This is a genomic window from Streptomyces sp. NBC_00523, from assembly GCF_036346615.1.
Lineage (GTDB): Bacteria > Actinomycetota > Actinomycetes > Streptomycetales > Streptomycetaceae > Streptomyces.
Map to the genome: position 1 here is coordinate 1,314,664 of NZ_CP107836.1, position 24,701 is coordinate 1,339,364.

The window sequence follows — 24,701 nt, forward strand, 5'->3', positions numbered from 1 at the left end:
GCGGTGGAACCGCGCCGTCGGCTGAACGTGTCGCACCGGCCGCCCCGCGCCCGGCCTCTACGTTCTCGGCGTGAGTACGTATGAGGCAGGGGCAGGGCGGCGCGGGCGGCTCCTCAGGCTCGGTGAGTGGTGCGCCCGCCACTGTGTGGTGGTCCTCGTCCTGTGGCTGCTGGCGCTCGGCGGGCTGCACGTGCTCCAGAGCGCCTTCGGAGGCACGTACTCCGACGACTTCGACCTGTCCGGTACGCAGTCCAGCACCGGTGCCGACCTGCTGCGGGCGCACGACCCGGCCGCGGGCGGCACCGGCGCGCAGGTGGTCCTGCACGACGCGCAGAAACCGCTGACGGACGTGAGCGACCAGGTCGGTCAGGTGGTCGGGAACCTGGAGAAGCTGCCGCACGTCCTGTCCGCCCAGAACCCGCTGCCCTCGTCGTCCTCCGCCTCGTCCGCCGCGCTGTCGAAGGACGGGAAGACCGCGTACATCACTGTCCGGTTCGACGTGAACCCGACCTCGCTGGACGACTCCTACCTCGACCAGGTCGACACGGCGGTGAAGCCGCTGCGCAGCGCCGGCGTGCAGGTGGAGTACGGCGGTCCGCTCGGCGAGCTCGCCCGGCCCGAAACCAAGGACTTCACCAGCGAGGCCATCGGCTTCGCGGTCGCGGTGGTCGTCCTGCTGATCGGCTTCGGCAGTGTCATCGCCGCGGGCATGCCGCTGATCACCGCGCTGATCGCGGTGATCGTGGGCGTGAGCTGTCTGGGGCTGCTGGCCGCGCTGACCACCTTCGCCAGTGTCTCGCCCACGCTCGCCACCATGATCGGGCTCGGCGTCGGCATCGACTACGCGCTCTTCCTGATCACCCGCCACCGCCAGCTCGTCATGGACGGCGACGATCCCGTGCGGGCCGCCGGGCGGGCGGTGGCCACCAGCGGGCGCGCCGTGCTGGTCTCCGGCTGCACCGTCGTCGTCGCGCTCGCCGGTCTCTACGTCTCGCGCGTGACGTTCATCGGCAAGCTCGGGGCCGCCGCCGCGGTCACCGTCGTCACCGCGGTCCTCGGCGCGCTCACGCTGGTGCCCGCCCTGCTGGGGCTCGTCGGCCGGCGGATCGACCGCTTCCGGGTCCGGCCGCCGGTCGCCGAGGGCGGGGCCGGGGCGGGCGTGACGCAGCAGGGCGGCTGGCACCGCTACGCGCGCCGGGTCGAGCGTCGGCCGTGGTGGTTCCTGGTCGCCGGGGCGGTCGTGGTCGGCGTCCTGGCGATCCCGCTGTTCTCGATCCGGCTCGGGCACATCGACGACGGGGCGGATCCGACGAGCTTCACGGACCGGCGCGCGTTCGACCTGGTCTCCTCCGCCTTCGGGCCCGGCGCGAACGGGCCGCTCACCCTGGTGGTCGACCAGCGCTCGGTGCCGGACGCGGACCGTTCGGCACTCGCGTCGAACCTGAAGAAGGCGCTCACGGACGTGCCGGGCGCGGCGAGCGTCAGCGCGCTCCAGCCGACGAGCGACGACGCGCTGCTCGTCGGGACCGCGGTCCCGAAGGACGCCCCGCAGGACGCGGGGACGACGGACCTGTTCAAGCGGCTCAAGGACGACGCGCTGCCGGAGGGTGTGTCGGGCACGGCCGCCTCGGGCTATGTGACCGGGACGACCGCCGCCCAGGAGGACTTCCTCGCCATCATCGCGGCCCGGCTGCCCGGGATCATCGCCGTCGTGGTGGGCCTCGCCTTCCTCATCATCCTGATCGTCTTCCGGGGGTGTGCTGGTCGCGCTGAAGGCCGCCGTCCTCAACCTCCTCTCGATCGCCGCCTCGTACGGGGTGGTGGTGGCGGTCTTCCAGTGGGGCTGGGGTGGACCCTCGCTGGGCGTGTCGGGGACCGTACCGATCGAGAGCTACGTCCCGATGATGATGTTCGCCATCGTCTTCGGGCTGAGCATGGACTACGAGGTGTTCCTGATCTCCCGGGTGCACGAGGCGTGGCTGCGCACCCGGGACAGCCGGGACGCGGTGGCGCACGGCCTGGAGATCACGGCCCGGGTGATCACCTGCGCCGCGCTGATCATGGTGAGCGTCTTCGCGGCGTTCATCCTCAGCGACGACATCGTGGTCAAGATGCTGGGCCTGGGCCTCGCGGTCAGCGTGCTGATCGACGCCACGGTCGTACGGCTGCTGCTCGTCCCGGCCGTGATGACGCTGCTGGGGCGGGCGGCGTGGCGGTCGCCGAGGTGGCTGGACCGGGTGCTGCCGCACATCGACACGGAGGGCTCCGACGGGTCTTCGCCTACTCCAGGCGCAGGCTCCAGCGGCGCGAGCGGCCGGTGAGGGTGACGGTGGAGAGCGGGCCGACATCGACGTTCCAGTACGTGGACGGCGGGGCCTTCAGCGCGTAGACGAGGGCGGCCCGGACCACGGCGGGTTCGGCGACGGCGACGATCGCGCCGTCACAGGCGGGGCGGGTGTCCAGCCAGCCGCCTATCCGCGAGATGAACGCGAGCAGCGGCTCACCGCCGTGCGGCGCGGAGCGCGGGTCCGCCAGCCAGGCGTCCACGGCCGCCGGTTCCCGGGCGGTGACCTCGGCGAGCGTACGGCCCCGCCAGCGCCCCATGTCGCAGTCGCGCAGGGCGGGCTGCACCAGCGGGTGGAAGCCCAGCGCCTCACCGGTCGCGCGGCTGCGCGGGGTCGGCGAGCAGTAGCGCAGCTCGGCGGAGCCCAGCGGCGCCAGGGCCGGCGCGGCGAACTGCACCGCGTACCAGCCGGCCTCGTCGAGCGGCCGGTCGTCGTCGAAACGCTCGCCGAGCAGGGCGGAACCGCGCGCCGCGGCGAGGAGCGTGACCCGAACACTCATGGCCGCGATCGTGGGGCGGATCGCGACGCGGGTCAAGAGGTCGTTCGGGCACTCCTACGCCCGAGTAGGAATCAGGGCGGCGGGCGTGCCCTCCCAGGCCGTACGCAGCCGGCGGACGCCCTCCGCGATCTCCGGCGGCCCGGCGACCGAGGCGAAGCTCAGGCGGATGTGCGGGGCCGGGGGTTCGGCGGAGAAGTACGGGCGCCCCGGGGCGACGGCCACGCCCGCGCGCAGGGCCTCCTGAACCATCGCGGACTCGTCCGTGCCCGCCTCGGAGCCGGGCAGGGTCAGCCAGAGGTAGCCGCCGCCGGACGGGATGTGCGGGAGGCCGAGGCCCGGCAGGGCCGTCCGCAGCGCCGCCGTCATCGCCGTACGGCGGGCGCCCAGCTCGGCGGACACGGCGCGCAGGTGGCGGGCCCAGGCGGGCGAGCCGACCAGTTCGAGCGCGGCCTCCTGGAGCGGCCGGGGCACGAAGAAGCTGTCCACGACCTGGATGGAGCGCAGCCGTTCCAGGGCCGGGCCCCGGGCGGCGAGCGCGCCCACCCGCAGGCTGGGCGAGGCGGCCTTGGTGAGCGAGCGGGAGTGGACGACGACGCCGTCGGGGTCGTCGGCGGCGAGCGGCGCCGGGAGCGGGCCCGCGTCGTCGTGCGCGAGGAGACGGGCGAAGTCGTCCTCGATGACGAAGGCCCCCGCCTCCCGGGCGATCCGGACGACCTCGGGGCGCCGGGCCGGTGAGAGCACGGTGCCCGTCGGGTTCTGGAACAGCGGCTGGCAGACGAAGACGCGGGCCCCGGTCGCCCGGAAGGCGGCGGCGAGCAGGTCGGGCCGGACGCCCTCGGAGTCCACCGGGACCGGCACCGGCCGCAGCCCGGCCGCGCGGGCCGCCGCCAGCATGCCGGGGTACGTGGGCGACTCGACCAGCACCGGCGCGCCCGGCGGGGCGAGGGCGCGCAGCGCGGTGGCCAGGGCGCTCTGCCCGCCCGCGGTGATCAGCACATCGGCGGCGCCGAGCGAGGGCCCGATGTCGCGGGCGAACCAGGCGCGCAGCTCGGTGAGCCCGTCGACCGGCGGGCGGCTCCACGCGCCCGGGCGGCGGCCGGCCCGGGCCAGGGCGGCGGCCAGGGCCCGTTCGGGCTGGAGCGAGGCGTGCAGATAGCCGCCGTTGAGCTCGATGACCCCGGTGGGCGGGGGGACGAGGCTGACCAGGAGGCCGGACGCGTCGACGCTGCGGGGCACCGCCTCCGGGGAGCCGTCACCGCTGAGCGAGACCTCCTGCCAGGAGGTGTCACCGGCCGGGGGCGCCGGACGGGCGGAGGACTGGGCCCGGTAGGCGCCGGAACCGGGGCGGGTGACGACCAGCCCTTCGGCGGCGAGCTGGGCCACGGCCCGCGACACGGTCACGGGACTGGCCCGGAAGCGCTCGACCAGGGCCCGGCTGGACGGCAGCTTCTCACCCGGTGAGTAGCGGTCCAGCTCAGACCGCAGGGCTGTGACGAGTTCCGCCACGCTGCTACGCTCATGCATGAGAGCAGAGAGTAGCGCTACTGCGCCCAACACGATAGCGGTCGCACCCTCCAGCAGTCTCCCGCGCCCGTCCGCTCCGGCTTCCGTCCCGGCCCGCCGGGGCACGCTGCTCGCGCTGCTGGGCGTGGTGACGTTCTCGCTGACCTTTCCCTCCACCGCCTGGGGCCTGGAGAGCTTCGGCCCCTGGTCCCTGGTCGCGCTGCGCAGCCTGCTCGCGGCGGTGCTGTCCGGCGGTTTCCTCCTCGCGGCCCGGGTGCGGGTGCCGGCCCGGGAGCACTGGGCGGGGCTCGCCGTCGTGGCCGGCGGGGTGGTGGTCGGCTTCCCGCTGCTGACGACGCTGGCGCTGCGGACGTCCACGACCTCGCACGCCGCGGTGGTCGTGGGGCTGCTCCCGCTGACCACGGCGATCTTCTCCTCGCTGCGGACCGGGGCGCGCCCGCCCCGCGCCTTCTGGGCGGCGGCGGTGGCCGGGGCGGCCGTGGTGATCGCCTTCACCGTCGCGCAGAGCGGCGGGGCGCTGTCGGCCGGGGACCTCTTTCTGTTCGGCGCGCTGCTGGTGTGCGCGGCCGGATACACGGAGGGCGGCAGGCTGGCGAAGGTGATGCCGGGCTGGCAGGTGACCGGCTGGGCGCTGATCCTCACCCTGCCGCTCAACCTCGCGGGCGCCGCCGTCGCGCTGGCGTACGAGCCGGTGCGGCTCGGCGTGCACGGGGTCGTCGGTCTGGTCTGGGTGGCGGCCGGCTCCACGTTCCTCGGGCTGTACGTCTGGTACCGGGGCATGGCCGAGATCGGGGTCGCCCGGGCCAGCCAGCTCCAGCTCGCCCAGCCGCTGCTGACGCTGTTCTGGTCGTTCTTCCTGCTGGACGAGGAGGTCGCGGCGGCGGCCCCGGCGGCGGCCGTCGCGGTCCTGGTCTGCATCGCGCTCACCCAGCGCGCGACGCGGACCCGGTCCTAGACTGGTCAGCAGCACGGCACCGCACGCCACCCGCGAGGAGGTCACTCCCAATGGAGGCACACAAGGGCGATCGGCTGCTGACGCACGGCAGGACCGTGGGGCAGCACGACCGGGTCGCGGAGATCGTGGAAGTGCTCGGGGACCGGGGCACTCCCCCGTTCCGCGTCCGCTTCGAGGACGGACACGAACATCTGCTCGCACCGGGCCCCGACACCGTCGTCGAGCACACGGGCTGCACGGCGGGCCGGGACGCGGACATCACGTAGATCTCAACGCGGCGGCCTCGCGCGGGACCGGTAGTGGTCGGCGACCACCCGGTCCATCGCGCCGATCCGGTCCGCCGCCACGCTCTTCGCCGAGAAGTACGCGTGGCCGCGGACTTGGTCGTGCCGGGCGGCGAGGTCGATGTGGCGGGACAGCTCCGCCGGGTCCTGCCAGGCGGCCGGCTGGGCCGGGTCGCCGCATTTGTACAGGGCCTCGCCGATGAACAGGTCGACGCCTGTCCCGCGCACCGTGTCGGACCACCACGGCACGAGCTCCGCGTAGTCGGCGGCGGCGTTGCCGATGTGCCAGTACAGCTGCGGGACGACGTAGTCCAGCCAGCCCTTCTTGATCCAGCCGCGCGTGTCCGCGTACAGATCGTCGTACGTCTGCACCCCCGCCCTCGTCCGCGAGCCCGCCGGGTCCGTGTCCGCGTTGCGCCAGACGCCGAACGGGCTGACCCCGAAGCGGACGCCGGGCTTCAGCGCCTTGACGCGCTCGGACATCTCGCGCACCAGCCGGTCCGTGTTGTCGCGGCGCCAGGCGGCCCGGTCCGGGAAGCCGGCGCCGTACTTCTCGTAGGCGTCGCCGTCCGCGAAGCTCTGGCCGGCCACCGGGTACGGGTAGAAGTAGTCGTCCCAGTGCACGGCGTCGACGTCGTAGCGGCGGACCGCGTCGAGCATCGCGTCCTGGACGAAGGCGCGGACCTCGGGCAGGCCCGGGTTGTAGTAGAGCTTGCCGCCGTACGGGAGCACCCAGCCGGGATTGCGGCGCGCGGGGTGGGAGGCGGTCAGCCGGGACGGATCGGTGTGGTTGGCGACCCGGTACGGATTGAACCAGGCGTGCAGCTCCAGGCCCCGGTCGTGCGCCTCCCGCACGGCGGTGCCCAGCGGGTCCCAGCCGGGATCCTTGCCCTGCGTCCCGGTCAGACACTCGGCCCACGGCTCGTACGCCGAGGGCCACAGCGCGTCGGCGGTCGGGCGGACCTGGAGGATCACCGCGTTCAGCTTCCGCGCCACCGCCCGGTCGAGGAGGGCGGTCAGCTCGTCCCGCTGCGCGGCGGCGGACAGGCCCGGCTTCGACGGCCAGTCCGTGTTGGCGACGGTCGCCACCCACACGCCGCGCAGCTCGCGCCGCACCACATCGCGTCCGGCGGCCGGACCGGGCAGGGCCCGCGCCCGCCCGGGCCCCGCGACCGCGTCACCGGCCACCGCCGCCGCTCCCACCACCCCGGCGACCGCCCCGGCCGCCCCCGTCACGAACCCTCTCCGGGCCATACCTCGCATCGCGTCGCACCCGCTCTCTCTCCGTACACGTCGAAGCCCCGCCGTATCCTCGCAATCCGGGCACAGGGGGTGTTCAGAGCCGAGCATGCACGCCCCGGCCTGCGATCCCTGGTAAGGCGCGGAGTAACGTCGGGGAGTCGTGGTGGAGCCCGGAACCAGACGGAAGCCGCCGAACGGGAACAGCGAAAGGCACGAGGTGACGGACTCTATGGCCGACATTGCACGCGTCGGAGTGGTGGGCTGCGGCCAGATGGGCGCCGGCATCGCGGAGGTGTGCGCGCGCAGCGGCCTCGACGTCAAGGTGGCCGAGACGACCGGCGAGGCGCTGGAGATCGGCCGGACCCGGCTCCACAACTCCCTGTCGAAGGCCGCCGAGCGCGGCAAGATCACGGCGGAGGAGCGCGACGAGACCCTGGCCCGGCTCAGCTTCACCACAGACCTGGGCGAGTTCGCCGACCGCGACCTCGTCATCGAGGCCGTCGTGGAGAACGAGCAGGTCAAGACCGAGATCTTCCAGGTGCTCGACCAGGTCGTGACCCGCCCGGACGCGATCCTCGCCTCCAACACCTCCTCGATCCCGCTGGTGAAGCTGGCCGTCGCGACCTCCCGCCCGGACCAGGTCATCGGCATCCACTTCTTCAACCCGGCGCCGGTGCAGCGGCTCGTGGAGCTGATCCCCGCGCTGACCACGTCGGACGAGACGATCAAGCGCTCGGAGGCCGTGGTCCAGGACATACTGGGCAAGCACCCGATCCGCGCCCAGGACCGTTCCGGCTTCGTCGTCAACGCCCTGCTGATTCCGTACCTCCTCTCGGCGATCCGGATGTTCGAGTCGGGCATCGCCAGCCGCGAGGACATCGACAACGGCATGGAGATGGGCTGCGCCCACCCGATGGGCCCGCTCAAGCTCGCGGACCTCATCGGCCTGGACACGGTCGCCTCGGTCGCCGACTCCATGTACGCGGAGTACAAGGAGCCCCTGTACGCCGCTCCCCCGCTCCTCCAGCGCATGGTCGACGCGGGCCGCCTGGGGCGGAAGTCGGGGTCGGGGTTCTACCCGTACGCGTGATGCCTTCGGCCCGTACGTGCGGGGGCCGGGGCGCCCTCGCACGTACGGAACGGGGCTCAGCCCTGTCGTAAGTGGTGCAGCATCAGCAGGGCCGCCGCCATGCCCGCTGCCGGGATCTCGCCGGTGGATATCAGGTCCGGGACCAGCTTGAGGGGGACCCACTCGCGGCGGGAGGACTCGAAGGCGTCGTGCGGATCGCCCGTCCAGTGCGCTTCCTCGGACCAGTAGAAGTGGTGCCGGGCGTCGGTGAGGCCGTTGGACGGTTCCACGGTCAGGAGGGGGTGGAGCGGGCCGGGGCGCCAGCCGGTCTCCTCCTCCATTTCGCGGGCGGCCGCCTCCGGCAGGGACTCGCCGTTCTCGACCACGCCCGCCGCCAGCTCCCAGCCCCAACTGTCGGTGATGAAGCGGTGGCGCCAGAGCAGCAGCACCTCGTTCGCCGCGTTGACGACGGTGGCCGCCGCGACGGGGCGCAGCCGGATCACGAAGTGGTCGAGCCGGGCGCCGTCGGGAAGTTCTACCTCGGCCAGGTTGACCCGGAACCATGGGTTCTCGTACACGGGTTGTTCGTTCAGGTTCGTCCATTGCACGGTTCTGCCACCTTTCGATCGTTGGTGGCGGTATCGCAGCAGACTTCGGCTCACAGCGGTACGCGCAGTGCCCCCTCCACGCGTTCGGCGGCCTGTTCCGCGTCGGCGCTCCCGCTGGCGGCCAGGTCCGCGCGGACCGCCCGCAGCCGGTCGCGCAGGCGCTGCGACTCCATGCCCCGGGCCCGGTCCGCCATCTCGACCGCCGTGGCAGCGGCCCGGTCCGCCTCGCCCCGGCGGAGCTCGACCGTGGTGAGCATGGCGAGGCGGTGGACCCGGCCCCGGTCGTGGGCGGGGGTCCGGACCGCGGCCACCGCGTGCTCCCGGGCCGCCGGCAGGTCCCCGAGGCTCAGCAGCGCCTCCGCCACCTGCACATCGACCAGACCCGGCTGCACATAGCCCGTCTCGTCCGGCTCCCGGCCCGGCCGGATGCGGGCGGCCTCGGACTCGGCGCGGCCGATGCACGCCAGCGCGTTCGCCCGGTCGCCGAGCCTCGCGTACGCCTTGGCCTGCATCGCGTGCAGGTCGGCGGCGAGCGCGGGCGTGATCTCGCGGCCGGCCGCGCGCAGGGCCGCCTCGGCGAAGGCCACGGACTGGCGGAACTCGGCGAGGAACAGCGACTGGTTGACCAGCAGCGCGATCACATAGCCGCCGAGCGCCCGGTCCCCGCTCGCCTTGGCCAGCCGCAGCGCCTGGTGGAAGTAGCGCTGGGCGAGGCCGTGCGCGTCGGAGTCGTAGGCGCAGATGCCCGCGACGGCCACCAACGCGCCCGTCGCGCGGTGCAGCTGACGGCCCGTCGCGTCGCTGTAGCCGCCGCGCAGCAGCGGGGCGGCCCCGGCGTTGAGGAAGCCGACGACACGCGCCCGCGTCGCGATCCCGCCCGCCTTCCGGTACATCAGTTCGTAGTGGCCACGGGCGGCCCGCAGCGTTGCCAGGTCGGGCGCGCCGACCCTGGACGGCCCGGCCCGCGACACATCGGCGTCCTCCGGCGGGTTCTCCCACTCCCAGACGGGCATCACGGCACCGGTCCCGGTCACGGCCGGGGCGGCGACGACGTGCGGGCGCTGCTGGGCGTCGCAGCGCCACACCGCGGTGGCCCGTTCCACGAAGCCGGTGAGCGACGAGCCCTGGACGGGCGGGTGGCCCGCGTCGGGGGCCGCCATGCCGATGTCGTCCAGCGAAACGGCCCGGCGCAGGCGGTTTCCCAGCACCTCGCAGATCAGGTCGGGCACCTGGCCGCGCGGGCGCTGGCCCTTCAGCCAGCGGGCGACGGCGGTGTGTTCGTAACGCAGTCCGAGACCGCGCGCACGGCCGGCCCGGTTCACATGGGCGGCCAGTCCGGCCCGGGAGACGCCCGCCTCCTCGATCAGGGCCTCCAGCGCGGTGTTGGGCTCCTTGGGCCCCATGTCCCCCTCCGGTGGTTCGGCACGCCTGGACGTGTCGCCCCAGTGGAGCACGATTCACACGGGGTGTGAACGGAATGCCCGAACCGTCCCGCCGCGCACGCTGCCGCGGCGGCCCCGGGCTCGCTTGAATGATTCCCCTCGCAGGGCGCGAACGGGCCGTCTGCTCCCCCTCGTACAGCAGGGCGGCCCGCATCCGCGCAGTCCACCCCGCCGGCCTGCCCGACACTCCACGGCGGGGACGGACGGCGAGCACACAGGAGGGGCGCATCCGGTGGCCGGATGCGCCCCTCCTTCGTACAGCGGGGTGGTCCTACGCCCCGCGCAGCACCGCGCCCGTACGCTCGGCGGCCAGGGCCACCGCCGCGTCACGGGCGGCGCTCGCCTCGTCGACCGTCAGGGTGCGGTCGGCGGCGCGGAAGCGCAGCGCGTACGCCAGGGACTTGTTGCCCTCGCCGATCTGCTCGCCCGTGAAGACGTCGAACAGCCGCAGCGACTCCAGGAGTTCGCCCGCACCTTCCTGGAGCGCGCGCTCCACGTCGGCGGCGGGGACGTCCTGGCCGACGACCAGCGCGACGTCCTGGGTCGCCACCGGGAAGGCGGAGATCCGGGGGGCCCGCAGGACACCGTCGACGGCCTGCTCCAGGACGTCGAGGTCGACCTCCATGGCGCAGGTGCGCTCGGGCAGGTGGAGCTCCTTGACGACGCGCGGGTGCAGCTCGCCCGCGTGTCCGAACAGGGTCTCCTCGCCGGCCACGGTCACGTACAGCGCGGCGCAGCGGCCCGGGTGCCAGGGGGCGTGCCGGTCGGCGCGGACGATGACCTCAACCCCGGCCTCGCGGGCGATGGTACGCGCGGCCTCGACGGAGTCCGCCCAGTCGGCCGGGCGGCCCTTGCCCCACCAGCCGGCCTGCTCGCGGGCGCCCGCGAGGACGACGGCGGCGCGGCGCGGCTGACGCGGGAGCGCGACGTTCAGCGCGGCGATGTCCGCGTCGGAGGGGCGACGGTCGACGGGCAGCCGGACGGGCTTGGTCTCCTCGCCGGTGGGCAGGAAGACGAGGCCGGTCTCGAAGAGCGCGAGGTCGTGGCTGCCGCGGCCGTCGTTGCGCCGCAGTGCGCCGAGGAGACCCGGCAGCAGCGTGGTGCGCAGCGAGGGCTCCTCGTCGGAGAGCGGGTTGACGAGCTGGACGGTGCGGCGGCGGGCGTCGTCCGCCTCCAGGCCGAGCTGGTCGAGGACCGCCTCGCCGATGAACGGGTAGTTCAGCGCCTCGACGTAGCCCGCGCCCGCGAGGGCCCGGCCGACGCGGCGGTGCAGCCGCTGGCGGTCGGTGAGGCCGCGGCCGGAGGGCGGCGTCGGGAGCGTGGAGGGCAGGTTCTCGTAGCCCTCCAGGCGGATGACCTCTTCGGCCAGGTCGTTCGGCTCGGTGAGGTCGGGGCGCCAGGACGGCGTGGTGACCAGGAGCTCGTCCTGCCCGTAGACGTCGCAGCCGACCTCCTGGAGGCGGCGGACGACGGTCTCGCGGCCGTACGCGACACCGGCGACCTTGTCGGGGTGGTCGGCCGGCATCGTGATGGTGCGGGGCGCGGACGGGGCGGTTACCTCGGTGACGCCCGCCTCGGCGGTGCCGCCGGCGAGGAGGACCAGCAGGTCGACGGTGCGCTGCGCGGCAGCGGCGGCGGCCTGCGGGTCGACGCCGCGCTCGAAGCGCTTGGACGCCTCGGAGGGCAGCTTGTGGCGGCGCGCGGTGCGGGCGATCGAGATCGCGTCGAAGTGCGCGGCCTCGATGACGACCTCGGCGGTGTGCGCGCCCTCGGCCGCGTCGGCGATCTCCGTGTCGGCACCGCCCATGACGCCCGCGAGGCCGATGGGGCCGCGGTTGTCGGTGATGACGAGGTCGCCGGAGTCCAGGACGCGGACCGCGCCGTCGAGCGTGGTGAGCTTCTCGCCCTGCTCGGCACGGCGGACCCCGATCGGGCCGTCGATGCGGGACCGGTCGTAGGCGTGCAGCGGCTGGCCGAGTTCGAGCATCACGTAGTTGGTGACGTCGACGGCGAGCGAGATCGGCCGCATGCCCGCCTTCTGCAGCCGGCGCTGCATCCAGATCGGGGTGCGGGCCTCGGGCTGGAGTCCGGTGACGGTGCGCGCGGTGAAGCGGGAGCAGCCGATCGGGTCGGAGACCTTGACCGGGTAGCCGTACGCGTTGGGCGCGGGCACGTCCAGGAGCGCCGGGTCGCGCAGCGGCAGGCCGTAGGCGATGGCGGTCTCGCGGGCGACGCCGCGCAGGGACAGGCAGTAGCCGCGGTCGGGCGTGACGGCGATGTCCAGGACCTCGTCGCGGAGCTCCAGGAGCTCGATCGCGTCGGTGCCCACCTCGTACTCGGGCGGGAGCACGATGATGCCGTGGGTGCCGTCGTCGCCCATGCCGAGCTCGTCGGTGGAGCAGATCATGCCGTGCGAGGTCTTGCCGTACGTCTTGCGGGCGGCGATCGCGAAGTCGCCGGGGAGCACGGCGCCGGGCAGGACCACGACGACCTTGTCGCCGACGGCGAAGTTACGGGCGCCGCAGACGATCTCCTGCGGCGCGCCGGTGCCGTTGGCGGTGCCGACGTCGACCGTGCAGAAGCGGATCGGCTTCTTGAAGCCCTCCAGCTCCTCGATGGTCAGCACCTGTCCGACGACCAGCGGGCCGGTGAGGCCGGCGCCGGTCTGCTCGACCGTCTCGACCTCCAGGCCGACGGCGACCAGCTTGGCCTGCACGTCACGGCCGGTCTCGGTGGCCGGCAGGTCGACGTATTCCCGCAGCCAGGAAAGCGGGACGCGCATCAGATCTCCATCCCGAAGGGCCGGGTGAACCGGACGTCACCTTCGACCATGTCTCGCATGTCTTCGACGTTGTGGCGGAACATCAGCATCCGTTCGATGCCGAACCCGAAGGCGAATCCGCTGTACTTCTGGGGGTCGACGCCGCAGGCGGTGAGCACCTTGGGGTTGACCATGCCGCAGCCGCCGAGCTCGATCCAGCCCTCGCTGCCGCAGGTGCGGCAGGGGCGGTCCGGGTTGCCGACGGACGCGCCGCGGCAGACGTAGCAGACCATGTCCATCTCGGCGGACGGCTCGGTGAACGGGAAGAAGTTCGGCCGCAGCCGGGTCTTCATGTCCGGGCCGAAGAGCGCCTGGACCATGTGGTCGAGGGTGCCCTTCAGGTCGGCCATGGTCAGGCCCTCGTCCACGGCGAGCAGCTCGATCTGGTGGAAGACCGGGGTGTGCGTGGCGTCGAGCTCGTCGGTGCGGTAGACGCGGCCGGGGCAGACGACGTAGACCGGGGGCTCGCGGTCGAGCAGGGTGCGGGCCTGGACCGGGGAGGTGTGCGTACGCAGCACGACACCGGACTCGTCGTTCTTCGCGCCGTCGGCGCCCTGGACGAAGAAGGTGTCCTGCATCTGCCGGGCCGGGTGGTCGGGCACGAAGTTGAGGGCGTCGAAGTTGAACCACTCGGCCTCGGCCTCGGGGCCCTCGGCGATCTCGTAGCCCATGGCCACGAAGACGTCGGCGACGCGCTCCATGAAGGTCGTCAGCGGGTGGCGGGCGCCGGCCGGGGTGCGGTCGTAGGGCAGGGTGACGTCCACCGCCTCCTCGACCAGCACGCGGGCGTCACGCTCGGCCTCCAGCTCCGTCTGGCGGGCCGCGAGGGCGCGGCCCACGGCGGCACGGGCCTGGCCGACGCGCTTGCCGGCCTCGGCCTTGGCCTGCGGGGGCAGTGCGCCGATCTCGCGGTTGGCGAGCGACAGGGGCGAGGTGCCGCCCGTGTGCGCGGTCTTCGCCTGGGCGAGCGCGTCGAGGTCACCCGCGGCGGCGAAGGCGGCGAGCGCCTCGTCCCGGATGCGCTCGATCTCTTCCGGTTTCAGTGCCTCGACCTCGACTGGGTCGTACGACTTGTTCGGTGCCGACATCTCTTCCCGTACTTCCGATTGGCTGAGTGCTGCGCTTGCCGGGGGATACTCCCGGACCCCCGTGACCTCGCTCGAAGACCGGAGGACGCAAAGGTGCCAAGGGTCGAGTCTAAGGGTCGCGGGGCGGGTGGGGCGCCCGTGGGCCGCTCGGGGCCTTACGCGAGGTAGGCCGGCGTGCTCACGGGCAGCATAAATCGGAACTCCGCGCCGCCTCCGGGGCCGCGGCCGACCGTGATGGTGCCGCCGTGGGCCTCGACGATGCCCTTGACGATGTAGAGGCCCAGGCCCGTGCCGCCGCGCTTGCTGCCCCGCCAGAAGCGGGTGAAGACGCGGCTCATGGACTCCTCGGGGATGCCGGGACCTTCGTCGCTCACGGTGACGGCCGCTCCCCTCTCGTCGCTCTTCGCCGGTGCGGGTGCCACGTCGATGGTGACAGTTCCCTCACCGTGCCGCACCGCGTTTTCCAGCAGGTTGCCGAGCACCTGGTCGATCTTGTCCGGGTCGGCCCACACCGCGGGCAGCGGCTGGAGGGTGCGGACGAGGAAGCGGCCGGGGTCCTGGCCGGCCGCGGTGTGCGCCTGGACGTGGCGCTCGACGGCGGCGGACAGGTCGACGGGCTGGCGGCGGAGTTCCAGGCGGCCGGAGTCGATCCGGGAGATGTCCAGGAGCTCGGTGATGAGGCGGGTGACCCGGTTGGCGTCCGCGTACACCGTCTCCAGCATCAGGCGCTTCTGGTCGTCGGTGAACCGCTCCCACTTGGCCAGGAGCGTCGCCGTGAAGCCCTTGACCGAGGTGAGCGGCGAGCGCAGTTCGTGGGCGACGGTCGCGATGAGCTCGGCGTTGCTGCGCTCGGTGCGGCGGCGGGCCTCCGTGCCGCGCAGGCTGACGACCAGGCGGCGAACCGGTCCGGCGGGGGTCTCGCGCACGTAGCGGGCGGAGACCAGGACCTCGCGCCCGCCGGGCAGCAGGAGGTTGCGCTCGGGCTGGCCGGTCCGGGTGGCGAGGCCGCCGTAGGGGTCGGTCAGCTCCCACCAGCGGCGGCCCTTGAGGTCCTCCAGCGGCAGCACCTGCTCGACCGGGCGACCGAGGGCGGCGCTCTCCGGCACGGCGGTGATGCGGACGGCGGCGGCGTTGAAGCAGATGATCCGGCCGGCCGCGTCCGCGACCACGAGCCCGTCGGGCAGGTCGTCCGGGTCCAGCCCGAGGCAGCCCGCCGCGTCCGCGACGCCCGCCCGTGCCGCGCGCGGTCCGCTCATGCCGACAGCCATTCCGTACCCCACTCTCGACCGGTGCAGTGGGCCCCCGAGTGCGTCACCCTACTAGTCGTCGGTGACGGAGCGACACCCTGTGGCGGCTCTCCGTCGAAGTGGGGGCGCCCGCCGGGGTCAGCCGGTGGTGCGGCGGGGGCGCTGGGCGCGCGCGGAGGCGTACAGGCAGACGGCGGCCGCGGTGGCGAGGTTCAGGCTCTCCGCCTTGCCGTGGATCGGCACCCGCACCACGGCGTCGGCCAGGGCCCGGGTCTCCTCCGGCAGGCCCCACGCCTCGTTGCCGAAGACCCAGGCGGTGGGCCCGCCCATCGTGCCGGCGTCCAGTTCGTCGTCCAGGTCGTCCGCGCCCGCTCCGTCGGCGGCCAGGATGCGGACGCCCGCCTCGCGCAGCCCGCGTACGGCCTGTTCGACGGGGACGCCCACGGCGACCGGCAGGTGGAAGAGCGAACCGACCGAGGCGCGCACCGACTTGGGGTTGTACAGGTCCACCGAGGCGTCGGTCAGGACGACCGCGTCGGCGCCCGCCGCGTCGGCGCAGCGCAGCACCGTGCCGGCGTTGCCGGGGTCGCGGACGTGGGCCAGGACGGCGACAAGGCGGGGCCGGGCCGCGAGGATCGCGTCGAAGGGCGAGTCGAGGAAGCGGCAGACCCCGATGAGGCCCTGCGGGGTGACGGTCTGGGAGACGTCGGCCAGGACGTCGGCGCCGGCGAGGTGGACGCGGGCGCCGGCCGCGTGGGCGGCGTCGATGATGGCGGCGTAGCGGTCGGCGGCCTCGACGGTGGCGAAGAGCTCGACCAGGGTCGGTTCGCCGTCGTCGCCCCGGTGCTCGGCGGCCTCGCGCACGGCCTGCGGCCCCTCGGCGATGAACCTGCGCTCCTTGCCGCGGAAGTTGCGCCGGGCCAGCCGCCGGGCGGCGGCGACGCGCGGCGAACGCGGGGAGATCAGTTCGGGGATGCCCATGATCGGCGGCGAGCCTCTCTGCGGTACGAAAAGGTCCTGGGGGTACAACGCACCGGACCCGCAGACGGCGAGCGCCTGCGGGTCCGGCTCAAAACCGAGAAGTGCGCCCTGGGTCAGGCGGCCTTCGGGGCGTTGACGTCGCTCGGGAGGGCCTTCTGGGCGACCTCGACGAGGGCGGCGAACGCGTTGGCGTCGTTGACCGCGAGCTCGGCCAGGATCTTGCGGTCCACCTCGATGTTGGCGGCCTTCAGACCCTGGATGAGGCGGTTGTACGTCATGCCGTTCTGGCGGGCAGCCGCGTTGATGCGCTGGATCCAGAGCTGACGGAAGTCGCCCTTGCGCTTCTTGCGGTCGTTGTAGTTGTAGACCAGGGAGTGGGTGACCTGCTCCTTGGCCTTGCGGTACAGGCGCGAACGCTGACCGCGGTAACCGCTGGCCTGCTCGAGGATCGCCCGGCGCTTCTTGTGGGCGTTGACTGCCCGCTTGACGCGTGCCACTTGTTAACTCCTTGTAGCGGGGCCGTGGTCGTACTCACACGGCCCGGAAACGAATTGGTCCCGGTCGGATCGAGGGCGCGTCCCCGGACTCACCGGGGACGACGGCCTCACTTGCCGAGAAGCTTCTTGACCTTCTTGGCGTCGGCCGGAGCCGCGACGACCGTGCCGGTCAGCGAACGCGTCTTCTTGGACGACTTGTGCTCGAGCAGGTGGCGCTTGCCGGCCCGCTCGCGCAGCACCTTGCCGGAGCCGGTGATCTTGAAACGCTTGCTGGCACCGCTGTGCGTCTTGTTCTTCGGCATCGCGCCGTTCTCTCCTCGTCAGTGGCGCCCCTCTCGGTGCGAGCACCGGACTGCAGGGGCGTCAGATCTTGATGGGGGTTCCGGGGGGACCCGGGGGTGCCTGGATGGCACCCCCCGCGGTCACGCCTCGGAAGGTGTCTCGGCCTCGGCCTCGGGCGCCGCCTCGGCAGGAGCCTCGGGGGCCGTCTCCGCGGGCGCGGCGTCGGGGGTGTTGTTCCCCTGGCGCTCCGCCTTGCGGGCGGCCTGGGCCTCGCGGGCCTCGGCCATGGCTTCGGTCTTCTTCTTGTGCGGGCCCAGAACCATGATCATGTTCCGGCCGTCCTGCTTCGGGTTGGACTCGATGAAGCCGAGTTCCTCCACGTCCGAAGCAAGCCGCTGGAGCAGTCGGAAGCCCAGCTCGGGGCGGGACTGCTCACGACCGCGGAACATGATCGTGATCTTGACCTTGTCGCCCTGCTTGAGGAACCGGACGACGTGACCCTTCTTGGTGTCATAGTCGTGCGGGTCGATCTTCGGCCGGAGCTTCATCTCCTTGATGACCGTGTGCGCCTGGTTCTTGCGCGCCTCACGGGCCTTCATGGCCGACTCGTACTTGAACTTCCCGTAGTCCATGAGCTTGCACACGGGCGGACGGGCGGTTGCCGCCACCTCGACCAGGTCGAGGTCGTACTCCTGTGCGAGTTCCAGGGCCTTGGCAAGCGGCACAATCCCGACCTGCTCGCCACTGGGACCGACAAGTCGCACCTCGGGCACGCGAATCCGGTCGTTGATGCGGGGCTCGGCGCTGATGGATCCTCCTCGGTAGCACCACGCGACCGCCTGGCGGACAGCCACGTAACGTCTGTTTCAGACAGACCAACCGCATCGGAGCAACAAAAATGCCCCGGACGGGACACAGGCGGGGCTCCTGGAAAACCGGAACACCGCCACGGTGAACCGCGGGGCGCATCGGGCGGTTCCATCGTCCGTACGGAACGATGGGGACCGCCTGACCGGTGACCCGCCGCCCTGAGGGCGGTCAGGTGGGAGAACGGAGCCTCCACTTGTGGGCCGGGCACATAGCTGTCCGGCCGGTCGTTACACAAGGTTAGCAGCTCGCCGAGGGGTGCGCGAACCACGGGTCTCATCGACTCCCGCAGAACAGGGGCCGTCGCCGTGGGCCTATCGTAAGGCGCATGAGTGACGCGACCCCCAGCAGTGATTCCCCCGGCTTCGACGAGATGACCCGCGACATCGCGGAGGTGCCCGCCGTCGAGGTGATCGTGACGGTCGCCGTCAACCTGATGAGCGCCGCCGCCGTGAAGCTCGGCCTGACCGAGGACGGCGAGGCGCACAAGGACCTGGACGAGGCCCGCAAGCTGATCCACGCCCTGGCCGGCCTGCTGGACGCGAGCACCACCGAGATCAGCTCCTTCCACGCCGCCCCGCTGCGCGACGGCCTGAAGTCCCTCCAGTTGGCCTTCCGCGAGGCGTCGCTCGTCCCGGACGAGCCGGGCAAGGGCCCGGGCGAGAAGTACACCGGCGCGGTCTTCGGCTGAGCCGTCCGCCCACCGCCCCTTTTCCCGTACGAGAACGAGCCCCCGCCGGTCCTCCCGGCGGGGGCTCTTCGCTTCGCGGGCGCGGGTCAGACCTCCGCGGTCGTCTCGCCGCCGCGCATGGAGGGGTGGGTCAGCCGGTGGGCGAGCGCCGCGAGGATGCCGCCGACCAGTGGGGCCACGATGAACAGCCACAGCTGGGAGAGGGCCGCGCCTCCCGCGAACAGGGCCGGGCCGAGGCTCCGGGCCGGGTTGACCGAGGTGCCGGTGAGCGGGATGCCGACCAGGTGGATCACGGCGAGGGAGATACCGATCGGCAGTCCGTCGAAGCCCACGACCGCCACCTTGTGGGTCACCGCGAGGACCACGAACACCAGCAGGAAGGTCAGCACCACCTCGGCCAGGAAGGCGCCGCCGAGGTTGATGTGCACGTCCGAGCGACTGCCGTATCCGTTGCTGCCGAACTTGCCGCTCGTCTTCAGCCCCGGCACCTGCTTGGCCAGCAGGAACAGCAGCGCCGCACCGGCGATGCCGCCGAGGAACTGCGCGATCCAGTACGTCACGGCCGTGCGCACGTCGATCCGCCGGGCCATCAGCATGCCGAGGGTGACCGCCGGGTTGATGTGGCAGCCGGAGATCGGGCCGAGGGCGTAGGCGAGTGCGAGGAGCACGAAACCGAAGGCCAGGGCGATGCCCAGAGTTCCGATGTAGTCGACGCACAGCACCGCCGCTCCCACGGCGAAGAAAACCAGCAGCAGGGTGCCGAGGAACTCCGACACGGCTGTCCGCGTCTGCATACAACCACCTCGCGAAGATCGTTCCTTTTCTTCGCAATTCTCCGGCTGCGCGCGGCTTCGCGCGCGTTGAGCTGGGCGGGTGATTCAGCGTGTGAACAGGGGCTCACCCGGTGCGTTCGCCCCGGCCGGGAGCAGCGCGAGGTCCAGGCCCCGGACCAGCCGGGCCCGCAGCACCTCGTCGGCCGCCAGGGCGCGGGCGACCCGGCCCGCCGCCTGGGCCGGGTCGGCGTCGGGGGCGAGGACCAGGGCGAGGGTGCCGTCGGCGCTGCCGGGGCCGAGGTGGGCGCGGAGCACGGCGGGCTCGGCGGCGACCGCGGCGCGGACGGCGGCGGTGACCGCGGGGTCGTCCAGCGGGTCCGCGCTGGTACGGCCCTCGGCGAGGGCGCGCAGGGCGGCCCCGGTCAGTTCGAAGGCCACCGGCCCGGCGAGGTCGAGCACCACCGTGTCGGCCTTCTCGTGCGCGGCGGCCTGGAGCGCCTGGTGCAGGGGTACGGCGACGGGGCGGGCCTGCGGGTCCCACCGGGCCAGGGACGCGGTGGAGGTGAAGGCGGGCAGGGCGCGGCGGTCGCCGGCCTGGAGGGTGGGCACCGCCATGTCGCTCGTCTTCTCGCGCCGCAGCCCGTTCTCGTCTTCTTCCACCTCGCCGAGGACGGCCACAACGGGGACGAGCAGCCGGGCGCTCTTCAACGCTTCGAGGACCGGCGCGACGGCGCCGCGGTCCTCGGCCCAGGCGGCGAGCGCCGAGGCCAGAGCGGGGTCGGCGGTGCCGTCGTCGTCGGAGAAACCGGGGTCCGGGATGTTCTTCTGCGCCACAGGGCGAGCGTAGTGCCTGGCCGCAGGGGCCCGGTCAGCGGTTCCGGGTGAACGGGGAGCGGCCCCGCCACAGCAGCACGCCCGCCGCCAGCAGGAGCACGCCGAAGCCCCCGGCGGCCGGGGCGAGCCACCCGGCCGGTCCGTCGTCCTCGGGTTCGGGCGTGGGTCCGGCGCCGAAGTACCGCTTGCGGTAGCCGGCCGGGGCGGAGTCGCCGCGCGCATCGGCGGAGCGCAGGGCGCCGCCCGCCTCGATGGCCGCCGCCGGGTCGACGATCCCGTAGCCGCGCGCGTCGTCGCGGCCGTCGGCGGGGGCGTCGCGCGCGGTGTCGGTGAGCAGCGTCCGGATCTGCGCGGGGGTGAGCCCGGGGTGCGCGGACTTCACGAGGGCCACCGCGCCGGAGACGAACGCGGCAGCGGCGGACGTGCCCCACTCCACGTAGTACTTGTGGTCGGGCGCCGGTACGACGATGTCGTCGCCGGGGGCGCTCACAGTGGCGTACCAGCGGCGGGTGGAGAACGAGGCGTGGGTGCCGTACCGGTCCACGGCCGCGGCGGCGATGACCCCGGGGTAGGCGGCGGGGTACGAGATGTGGTCGCCCTTCTCGCCTCCGTTGCCGGCCGAGGCGACGACGACGGCGCCCTTCTTCAGCGCGTACTGGACGGCGGCGTCCTCGCCGGGCTCGGGGTGGGCGGACTCGCTGTCGTCGCCGAGGGAGAGGTTGATGACGTCGGCGCCGTGGTCGGCGGCCCAGCGGATGCCGTCGGCCAGCGCGGTGCCCCGGGTCCTGCGGGCCTCGGCGCGGTCCGGGTCGCTCGCTTCGAGGATGACGCGGACCGGGAGGATCCTGGCCTCGGGCGCGATGCCGAGGACGCCGTCGGCGCGGCCGCTGCCGTGGCCCCGGCCCGCGATGATCCCGGCCATGGCGGTGCCGTGCCTGGCCCATGCCTTGTCGCCGCGCCCGGCGCCGAAGCCGATGAGGTCCTTGCCTGGCAGGACCTGGCCCGCGAGGTCGGGCAGGCTGCCGTCGACCCCGGTGTCGACGACGGCGACGGTGACGCCCTTGCCGCGCGTGGTCTCCCAGGCCCGGTCGGTGTGCATCGCGGCCAGGCCCCATTGCTGGGCCCGGATGGTGTCGGCCGCGGCGGGGGTCGCGGGGAGCAGGGCGAGGGCGGTGGCCGCGCAGAGGACGCCCAGGGCCTGTCCGGCGGATCTTCGTGGATCAGCCCGCGGCGTCTGGTGCGTGCTCTCGGCGTACGCCCGCATCACCCTCGTACTGGACGTACTTGGGTGATCCGGGCGTGCGGCGAGAGTGCGTGCCAGGCGTCGCGAGCCCGCGAAGATCCGCCGGACAGGCCCTGGGGCGTGTTTCATCGTGGCTGCTCCGTCAGGTCGGCCACGTGGGTGCGCAGCGCGCGTTCGACGCCGTCGGCCAGGCCCTTGGCCTCGTGGCCGAGTCCGGCCTGGGCGGCGGGGGTCGTGGCACCGTCGGCCATGGCCCGGTCGGCGGGCTGGGGCGGGGTGCTCGCGCGTCCGTCGGCGAACCCGGTCACGGCGAAGGCGACGACCGGGATCTCGGTCAGGACGTGGACGGACCAGCTGGCGCGCTGCCGGGCGCCGAAGGAGGCGGCCGGGCTGTCCTTCACGGGGTAGGTACGGGGCAGCAGGTCGGTGCGGCGGTCGAGGTGCTGGTCGGCGAACCGGGCACCGAGGGCCCGCATCGCGCCGGTGTCGGCCTCGGTGAAGGCGAGCCCGACGGTGGTGACGCTGCTGGCGGTCGCGTCGGTGTACGTGGCGCGCAGGACGCGGGCGCAGCCGACCGTGCGCAGGGTCTTGGCGAGCAGCGGGTCGAGCGCGTCGGCGCAGCCGCCCTCGGGGGCGACGGCGAGCCGGGTCCAGACCCGGTCGGCGCCGCCGGGTCCGGTGCCGTCGCCCTTCAGGGTGCGGGGGAAGAGCGTGTCCACGGGGATGCTGTGCCAGGCTTCCCGGCCCACGGTGTAGGCACTGCGGGCGGCGGGGTCGTCGTCGGAGCCGCCGGTGAGCCAGCTGCCGGCGGCGGCCCCGGCGATCAGCCCGAGCCCGAGGACGCCGCAGACACCGGCGGCCAGGGTCCGGCGGGGGCGCGCGGGGGCCTCGGGGGGCGGCCAGTCGGCGGGGGACGGGGCGGGCGGCGCGGGCTCGTGAGGCGGTGGTGCGGTGGGGCGGGGTGGGACGGGGGCACGCCGTGCTTCGGTGCTCATCCGCCCCCCTGGTCCGTTCCGTACCGCGCGTCCCTCCGCCCGCGTGGGCGGGACCCCGTGCGCCGCGTGGGCGTCACTCTACGGGCTGCGGAGACCCGGGTGGGAGCGGGCGGTCCGCGCACCGGCGGATCTGCACGGATCTTCCCCCTACCCAGCGGTAGAACCGTCTGGCAAGCTGCGGCCATGACTGCCCGAGCCACTGACCGGGCCCGTTACGACCGGGCCACCGCCCATCTCGACGCTCCCGTAGCCGTCGTGGATCTGGAGGCGTTCGACGCCAACGCGGACGATCTCGTCCGCCGGGCGGCGGGCAAGCCGGTCCGGGTGGCGAGCAAGTCGGTACGCTGCCGGGCCCTGCTGGAACGGGTGCTGGCCCGGCCCGGGTTCGCCGGGATCATGTCGTTCACGCTCGCGGAGTCGCTGTGGCTGGCCCGGGCCGGCTTCGACGACGTGCTGCTGGCGTACCCCTCCGCCGACCGCCCGGCCTACGCGGAGCTGGCCGCCGATCCGAAGCTCGCCGCCGCCGTGACGGTGATGGTGGACGACCACGCCCAGCTGGACCTGATCGACGCGGCGCGGGCGGGCGGCACCCAGGAGATCCGGGTCTGCCTGGAGCTGGACACCTCGCTGCGGATGCTCGGCGGCCGGGTCCGGATCGGGGCCCTGCGCTCGCCGCTGCGCTCCCCCGCCCAGCTGGCCGACCTGGCCAGGTCCGTGGTCCGGCGCCCCGGTTTCCGGCTGGTCGGGCTGATGGCGTACGAGGGGCACATCGCGGGCGTCGGGGACTCGGTGACGGGGCGTCCGCTGCGGTCCCGGGCGATCCGGCTGATGCAGGCCACGGCCCGCAAGGAGCTGGCGGCCCGGCGGGCCGAGGTGGTGCGGGCGGTCCGGGCGGTGGCGCCGGACCTGGAGTTCGTGAACGGCGGCGGCACGGGCAGCGTGCAGCACACGGCGGCGGAGGACGCGGTGACGGAGATCGCCGCCGGTTCCGGGCTGTACGTGCCGCGCCTGTTCGACAACTACACCTCGTTCACGGCCCGCCCGGCGGCCCTGTTCGCGCAGCCCGTGGTGCGGCGGCCGGGCGTGGGCGTGGTGACGGTGCTCGGGGGCGGCTATCCGGCGTCGGGCGCGGCCGGGGCGGACCGGCTGCCGGTCCCGTATCTCCCGGAGGGGCTGCGCTACGACCCGCAGGAGGGCCCGGGCGAGGTGCAGACCCCGCTGCTCGGCGCCCCGGCCGACGATCTGCTGATCGGTGACAAGGTGTGGTTCCGGCACGCGAAGGCCGGTGAGCTGTGCGAGCGGTTCGACGCGCTGCACCTGATCGAGGGCGACCGGGTGACGGCGACGGTTCCCACGTACCGGGGCGAAGGCCTTACGTTCCTCTAGCCGTACGTTTCCTCAGCCGTACGTCTCCTCAGCCGCCCGGGTGCTCGACCGCGCTGCCGACGCCGCCGTCCGTCGCCTTCGCGCCGATGGGGCGGATGCCCTTCGTGACGGTGTCCATGAGGGCCGGTGACGGTCCGTCGGGACCGGCGTCGAAGGCGAACCGCACGATGACGGGCGACTCGCTGCCGGCGGGTGACGGGAAGGCGAGCGACTCCACGTAGCCGCCGGGGCCCTTGGCGGTGGTGACCTTCCAGCGGATGAAGTAGCCGGTGCGGCCGGCGACGGTGACCTCGCCCGCGGCGGTCTGCCGGTGCGCGGTGATGCCGCCGTGGATGCGCCGCCCGACGATGTCCTCCTCGTAGGCGCGGTCGGCGGCGTCGGCGATGTCCTCCTTGGCGAGGGCTTCGGGCGTGGTGGCGTCGGTGCCGCCGGGGGTCCGGGTGGTGACGGTGCCGTGGTAGCAGTACGAGGAGGACGCGCCGGGGCACTCGTACGAGTCCTTGGTGCGCATCGTGAGCGCCTGGTCGGCGGTCCGCTCCGGCCGCTCCCAGCCGTCCGGGATGGGCAGCGTGATGCCGTTGAGCTGGTCGGTGAGCACATTCGCGTCCTCGTGCGCGGGGGTGCCGTCCGGTGAGGGGTCGTCGTCGCCGGGCACCCCGTCGCTGCCGGTCCGGGTGGGCGACTGCGAGGCGTGGGCGGCCGGGGTCCCCGGGTCGTCGTTCCGGGTGAGGAGCACGGCCCCGGTCACGACGGCGCCGACGACGACCGCCCCGGCCACCACGAGCGCGACGGCCCGGCCGCTGCCGCCGCCCTGCGGAGCCGGAGCCGGGACCGGGGCCTGGACCGGGGCCTGGAACTGCATCGGCATCGGCGCCGGGGCGGGCGCGGCGGGTGCCCGGGTGTGGGCGGTCCACGCCGTCCCGTCCCACCAGCGCTCGGTGCCGGGCGCTGCGGTGTCCGGGTACCAGCCGGGCGGCGTCGGGTAGCTCATCGCTCCACTCTAGGAGAGAGGTCCACAGCTCCAGGAG

Annotated in this window: 22 protein-coding genes and 1 pseudogene; 6 read left to right on the forward strand and 17 right to left on the reverse strand. The window is 73.6% G+C overall.

Going from position 1 to position 24,701, the window contains the following annotated elements; all coding sequences use genetic code 11:
• Positions 1-70: 70 nt before the first annotated feature.
• Positions 71-2,321 (forward strand): annotated as a pseudogene (locus tag OHS17_RS05895) (MMPL family transporter).
• Here the strand turns inward: OHS17_RS05895 and OHS17_RS05900 are convergent.
• Entirely contained in the window at positions 2,281-2,844 is a 564-nt protein-coding gene (locus OHS17_RS05900) for a histidine phosphatase family protein (protein ID WP_202542230.1), read from the reverse strand. The pseudogene OHS17_RS05895 and the gene OHS17_RS05900 overlap by 41 nt on opposite strands.
• A 54-nt stretch (positions 2,845-2,898) precedes the next feature.
• Positions 2,899-4,368, reverse strand: a complete 1,470-nt coding sequence (locus OHS17_RS05905) for an aminotransferase-like domain-containing protein (protein WP_330311320.1) — start codon at positions 4,366-4,368, stop codon at positions 2,899-2,901.
• On the opposite strand from OHS17_RS05905, the gene OHS17_RS05910 reads away from it, so the two are divergent.
• On the forward strand, positions 4,367-5,323 hold the full coding sequence (locus tag OHS17_RS05910) for a DMT family transporter (RefSeq protein ID WP_330311321.1): 957 nt from the start codon (positions 4,367-4,369) through the stop codon (positions 5,321-5,323). The two genes, OHS17_RS05905 and OHS17_RS05910, sit on opposite strands and share 2 nt — an antisense overlap.
• Positions 5,324-5,373: 50 nt before the next feature.
• The gene (locus OHS17_RS05915) at positions 5,374-5,589 is read left to right on the forward strand and encodes a DUF1918 domain-containing protein (RefSeq protein WP_330311322.1); all 216 of its coding nucleotides are present in this window, start codon (positions 5,374-5,376) and stop codon (positions 5,587-5,589) included.
• 3 nt (positions 5,590-5,592) lie between these two features.
• Here the strand turns inward: OHS17_RS05915 and OHS17_RS05920 are convergent, their stop codons facing one another.
• A complete protein-coding gene (locus OHS17_RS05920) occupies positions 5,593-6,870 on the reverse strand; it encodes a glycoside hydrolase family 10 protein (protein WP_443066120.1) in 1,278 nt (425 codons plus the stop codon).
• Positions 6,871-7,078: 208 nt separating this feature from the next.
• Between OHS17_RS05920 and OHS17_RS05925 the strand changes: the two genes are divergently transcribed.
• Complete coding sequence (locus OHS17_RS05925) at positions 7,079-7,939, forward strand: 3-hydroxybutyryl-CoA dehydrogenase (protein WP_073967866.1); 861 nt, start codon at positions 7,079-7,081, stop codon at positions 7,937-7,939.
• A gap of 56 nt (positions 7,940-7,995) precedes the next feature.
• Here the strand turns inward: OHS17_RS05925 and OHS17_RS05930 are convergent, their stop codons facing one another.
• From OHS17_RS05930 to infC, 9 genes are all read right to left on the reverse strand, one after another.
• Positions 7,996-8,526 carry an NUDIX domain-containing protein gene (locus tag OHS17_RS05930; protein WP_330311324.1) on the reverse strand — a complete coding sequence of 177 codons (531 nt, stop codon included), beginning with the start codon at positions 8,524-8,526 and terminating at the stop codon, positions 7,996-7,998.
• Between the two features lie 50 nt (positions 8,527-8,576).
• The gene (locus OHS17_RS05935; protein WP_330311325.1) at positions 8,577-9,929 is read right to left on the reverse strand and encodes a transcriptional regulator; all 1,353 of its coding nucleotides are present in this window, start codon (positions 9,927-9,929) and stop codon (positions 8,577-8,579) included.
• A gap of 310 nt (positions 9,930-10,239) precedes the next feature.
• On the reverse strand, positions 10,240-12,750 hold the full coding sequence (gene pheT / locus OHS17_RS05940) for a phenylalanine--tRNA ligase subunit beta (RefSeq protein ID WP_330311326.1): 2,511 nt from the start codon (positions 12,748-12,750) through the stop codon (positions 10,240-10,242).
• On the reverse strand, positions 12,750-13,877 hold the full coding sequence (gene pheS, locus OHS17_RS05945; protein WP_330311327.1) for a phenylalanine--tRNA ligase subunit alpha: 1,128 nt from the start codon (positions 13,875-13,877) through the stop codon (positions 12,750-12,752). Before pheS ends, pheT begins: the two co-directional genes overlap by 1 nt.
• A gap of 155 nt (positions 13,878-14,032) precedes the next feature.
• Positions 14,033-15,145 (reverse strand): sensor histidine kinase, encoded by a 1,113-nt coding sequence (locus tag OHS17_RS05950; protein ID WP_383165914.1) that lies wholly within the window; start codon positions 15,143-15,145, stop codon positions 14,033-14,035.
• 117 nt (positions 15,146-15,262) lie between these two features.
• A complete protein-coding gene (locus tag OHS17_RS05955) occupies positions 15,263-16,105 on the reverse strand; it encodes a TrmH family RNA methyltransferase (RefSeq protein WP_018103795.1) in 843 nt (280 codons plus the stop codon).
• A gap of 113 nt (positions 16,106-16,218) precedes the next feature.
• Positions 16,219-16,602, reverse strand: coding sequence for a 50S ribosomal protein L20 (gene rplT / locus OHS17_RS05960; protein WP_018103794.1), 384 nt, complete (start codon positions 16,600-16,602; stop codon positions 16,219-16,221).
• A gap of 107 nt (positions 16,603-16,709) precedes the next feature.
• Entirely contained in the window at positions 16,710-16,904 is a 195-nt protein-coding gene (gene rpmI / locus OHS17_RS05965; RefSeq protein ID WP_018103793.1) for a 50S ribosomal protein L35, read from the reverse strand.
• 120 nt (positions 16,905-17,024) lie between these two features.
• The gene (infC, locus tag OHS17_RS05970; protein WP_078498719.1) at positions 17,025-17,738 is read right to left on the reverse strand and encodes a translation initiation factor IF-3; all 714 of its coding nucleotides are present in this window, start codon (positions 17,736-17,738) and stop codon (positions 17,025-17,027) included.
• Between the two features lie 341 nt (positions 17,739-18,079).
• Here infC and OHS17_RS05975 point away from each other — a divergent pair, with 341 nt between their 5' ends.
• Positions 18,080-18,442 (forward strand): DUF1844 domain-containing protein, encoded by a 363-nt coding sequence (locus OHS17_RS05975; RefSeq protein ID WP_330311329.1) that lies wholly within the window; start codon positions 18,080-18,082, stop codon positions 18,440-18,442.
• Between the two features lie 86 nt (positions 18,443-18,528).
• Here OHS17_RS05975 and OHS17_RS05980 read toward each other — a convergent pair whose 3' ends face one another.
• The 4 genes from OHS17_RS05980 to OHS17_RS05995 form a co-directional block, all read right to left on the reverse strand.
• Positions 18,529-19,236, reverse strand: coding sequence for an MIP family channel protein (locus tag OHS17_RS05980; RefSeq protein WP_161207382.1), 708 nt, complete (start codon positions 19,234-19,236; stop codon positions 18,529-18,531).
• Positions 19,237-19,320: 84 nt separating this feature from the next.
• On the reverse strand, positions 19,321-20,049 hold the full coding sequence (locus OHS17_RS05985; RefSeq protein ID WP_330311330.1) for an SseB family protein: 729 nt from the start codon (positions 20,047-20,049) through the stop codon (positions 19,321-19,323).
• Between the two features lie 34 nt (positions 20,050-20,083).
• Positions 20,084-21,313 carry a type VII secretion-associated serine protease mycosin gene (gene mycP / locus OHS17_RS05990; protein ID WP_330315164.1) on the reverse strand — a complete coding sequence of 410 codons (1,230 nt, stop codon included), beginning with the start codon at positions 21,311-21,313 and terminating at the stop codon, positions 20,084-20,086.
• A gap of 104 nt (positions 21,314-21,417) precedes the next feature.
• Entirely contained in the window at positions 21,418-22,155 is a 738-nt protein-coding gene (locus OHS17_RS05995; RefSeq protein ID WP_330315165.1) for a hypothetical protein, read from the reverse strand.
• Positions 22,156-22,470: 315 nt separating this feature from the next.
• Between OHS17_RS05995 and OHS17_RS06000 the strand changes: the two genes are divergently transcribed.
• The gene (locus tag OHS17_RS06000; RefSeq protein ID WP_330311331.1) at positions 22,471-23,673 is read left to right on the forward strand and encodes an amino acid deaminase/aldolase; all 1,203 of its coding nucleotides are present in this window, start codon (positions 22,471-22,473) and stop codon (positions 23,671-23,673) included.
• A gap of 28 nt (positions 23,674-23,701) precedes the next feature.
• Here the strand turns inward: OHS17_RS06000 and OHS17_RS06005 are convergent, their stop codons facing one another.
• Positions 23,702-24,664 carry a DUF2510 domain-containing protein gene (locus OHS17_RS06005; RefSeq protein WP_330311332.1) on the reverse strand — a complete coding sequence of 321 codons (963 nt, stop codon included), beginning with the start codon at positions 24,662-24,664 and terminating at the stop codon, positions 23,702-23,704.
• Between the last annotated feature and the right edge of the window lie 37 nt (positions 24,665-24,701).

Excerpts from the sequence above, each read along its gene's own strand:
- OHS17_RS05900 (WP_202542230.1), bottom strand. The coding sequence starts at position 2,844 with ATGAGTGTTCGGGTCACGCTCCTCGCCGCGGCGCGCGGTTCCGCCCTG.
- OHS17_RS05910 (WP_330311321.1), top strand. The coding sequence starts at position 4,367 with ATGAGAGCAGAGAGTAGCGCTACTGCGCCCAACACGATAGCGGTCGCA.
- OHS17_RS05905 (WP_330311320.1), bottom strand. The coding sequence starts at position 4,368 with ATGCATGAGCGTAGCAGCGTGGCGGAACTCGTCACAGCCCTGCGGTCT.
- OHS17_RS05915 (WP_330311322.1), top strand. The coding sequence starts at position 5,374 with ATGGAGGCACACAAGGGCGATCGGCTGCTGACGCACGGCAGGACCGTG.
- OHS17_RS05920 (WP_443066120.1), bottom strand. The coding sequence starts at position 6,870 with ATGCGAGGTATGGCCCGGAGAGGGTTCGTGACGGGGGCGGCCGGGGCG.
- OHS17_RS05925 (WP_073967866.1), top strand. The coding sequence starts at position 7,079 with ATGGCCGACATTGCACGCGTCGGAGTGGTGGGCTGCGGCCAGATGGGC.
- OHS17_RS05935 (WP_330311325.1), bottom strand. The coding sequence starts at position 9,929 with ATGGGGCCCAAGGAGCCCAACACCGCGCTGGAGGCCCTGATCGAGGAG.
- pheT (WP_330311326.1), bottom strand. The coding sequence starts at position 12,750 with ATGCGCGTCCCGCTTTCCTGGCTGCGGGAATACGTCGACCTGCCGGCC.
- pheS (WP_330311327.1), bottom strand. The coding sequence starts at position 13,877 with ATGTCGGCACCGAACAAGTCGTACGACCCAGTCGAGGTCGAGGCACTG.
- OHS17_RS05950 (WP_383165914.1), bottom strand. The coding sequence starts at position 15,145 with ATGGCTGTCGGCATGAGCGGACCGCGCGCGGCACGGGCGGGCGTCGCG.
- OHS17_RS05955 (WP_018103795.1), bottom strand. The coding sequence starts at position 16,105 with ATGGGCATCCCCGAACTGATCTCCCCGCGTTCGCCGCGCGTCGCCGCC.
- rpmI (WP_018103793.1), bottom strand. The coding sequence starts at position 16,904 with ATGCCGAAGAACAAGACGCACAGCGGTGCCAGCAAGCGTTTCAAGATC.
- OHS17_RS05975 (WP_330311329.1), top strand. The coding sequence starts at position 18,080 with ATGAGTGACGCGACCCCCAGCAGTGATTCCCCCGGCTTCGACGAGATG.
- OHS17_RS05980 (WP_161207382.1), bottom strand. The coding sequence starts at position 19,236 with ATGCAGACGCGGACAGCCGTGTCGGAGTTCCTCGGCACCCTGCTGCTG.
- mycP (WP_330315164.1), bottom strand. The coding sequence starts at position 21,313 with ATGCGGGCGTACGCCGAGAGCACGCACCAGACGCCGCGGGCTGATCCA.
- OHS17_RS06000 (WP_330311331.1), top strand. The coding sequence starts at position 22,471 with ATGACTGCCCGAGCCACTGACCGGGCCCGTTACGACCGGGCCACCGCC.
- OHS17_RS06005 (WP_330311332.1), bottom strand. The coding sequence starts at position 24,664 with ATGAGCTACCCGACGCCGCCCGGCTGGTACCCGGACACCGCAGCGCCC.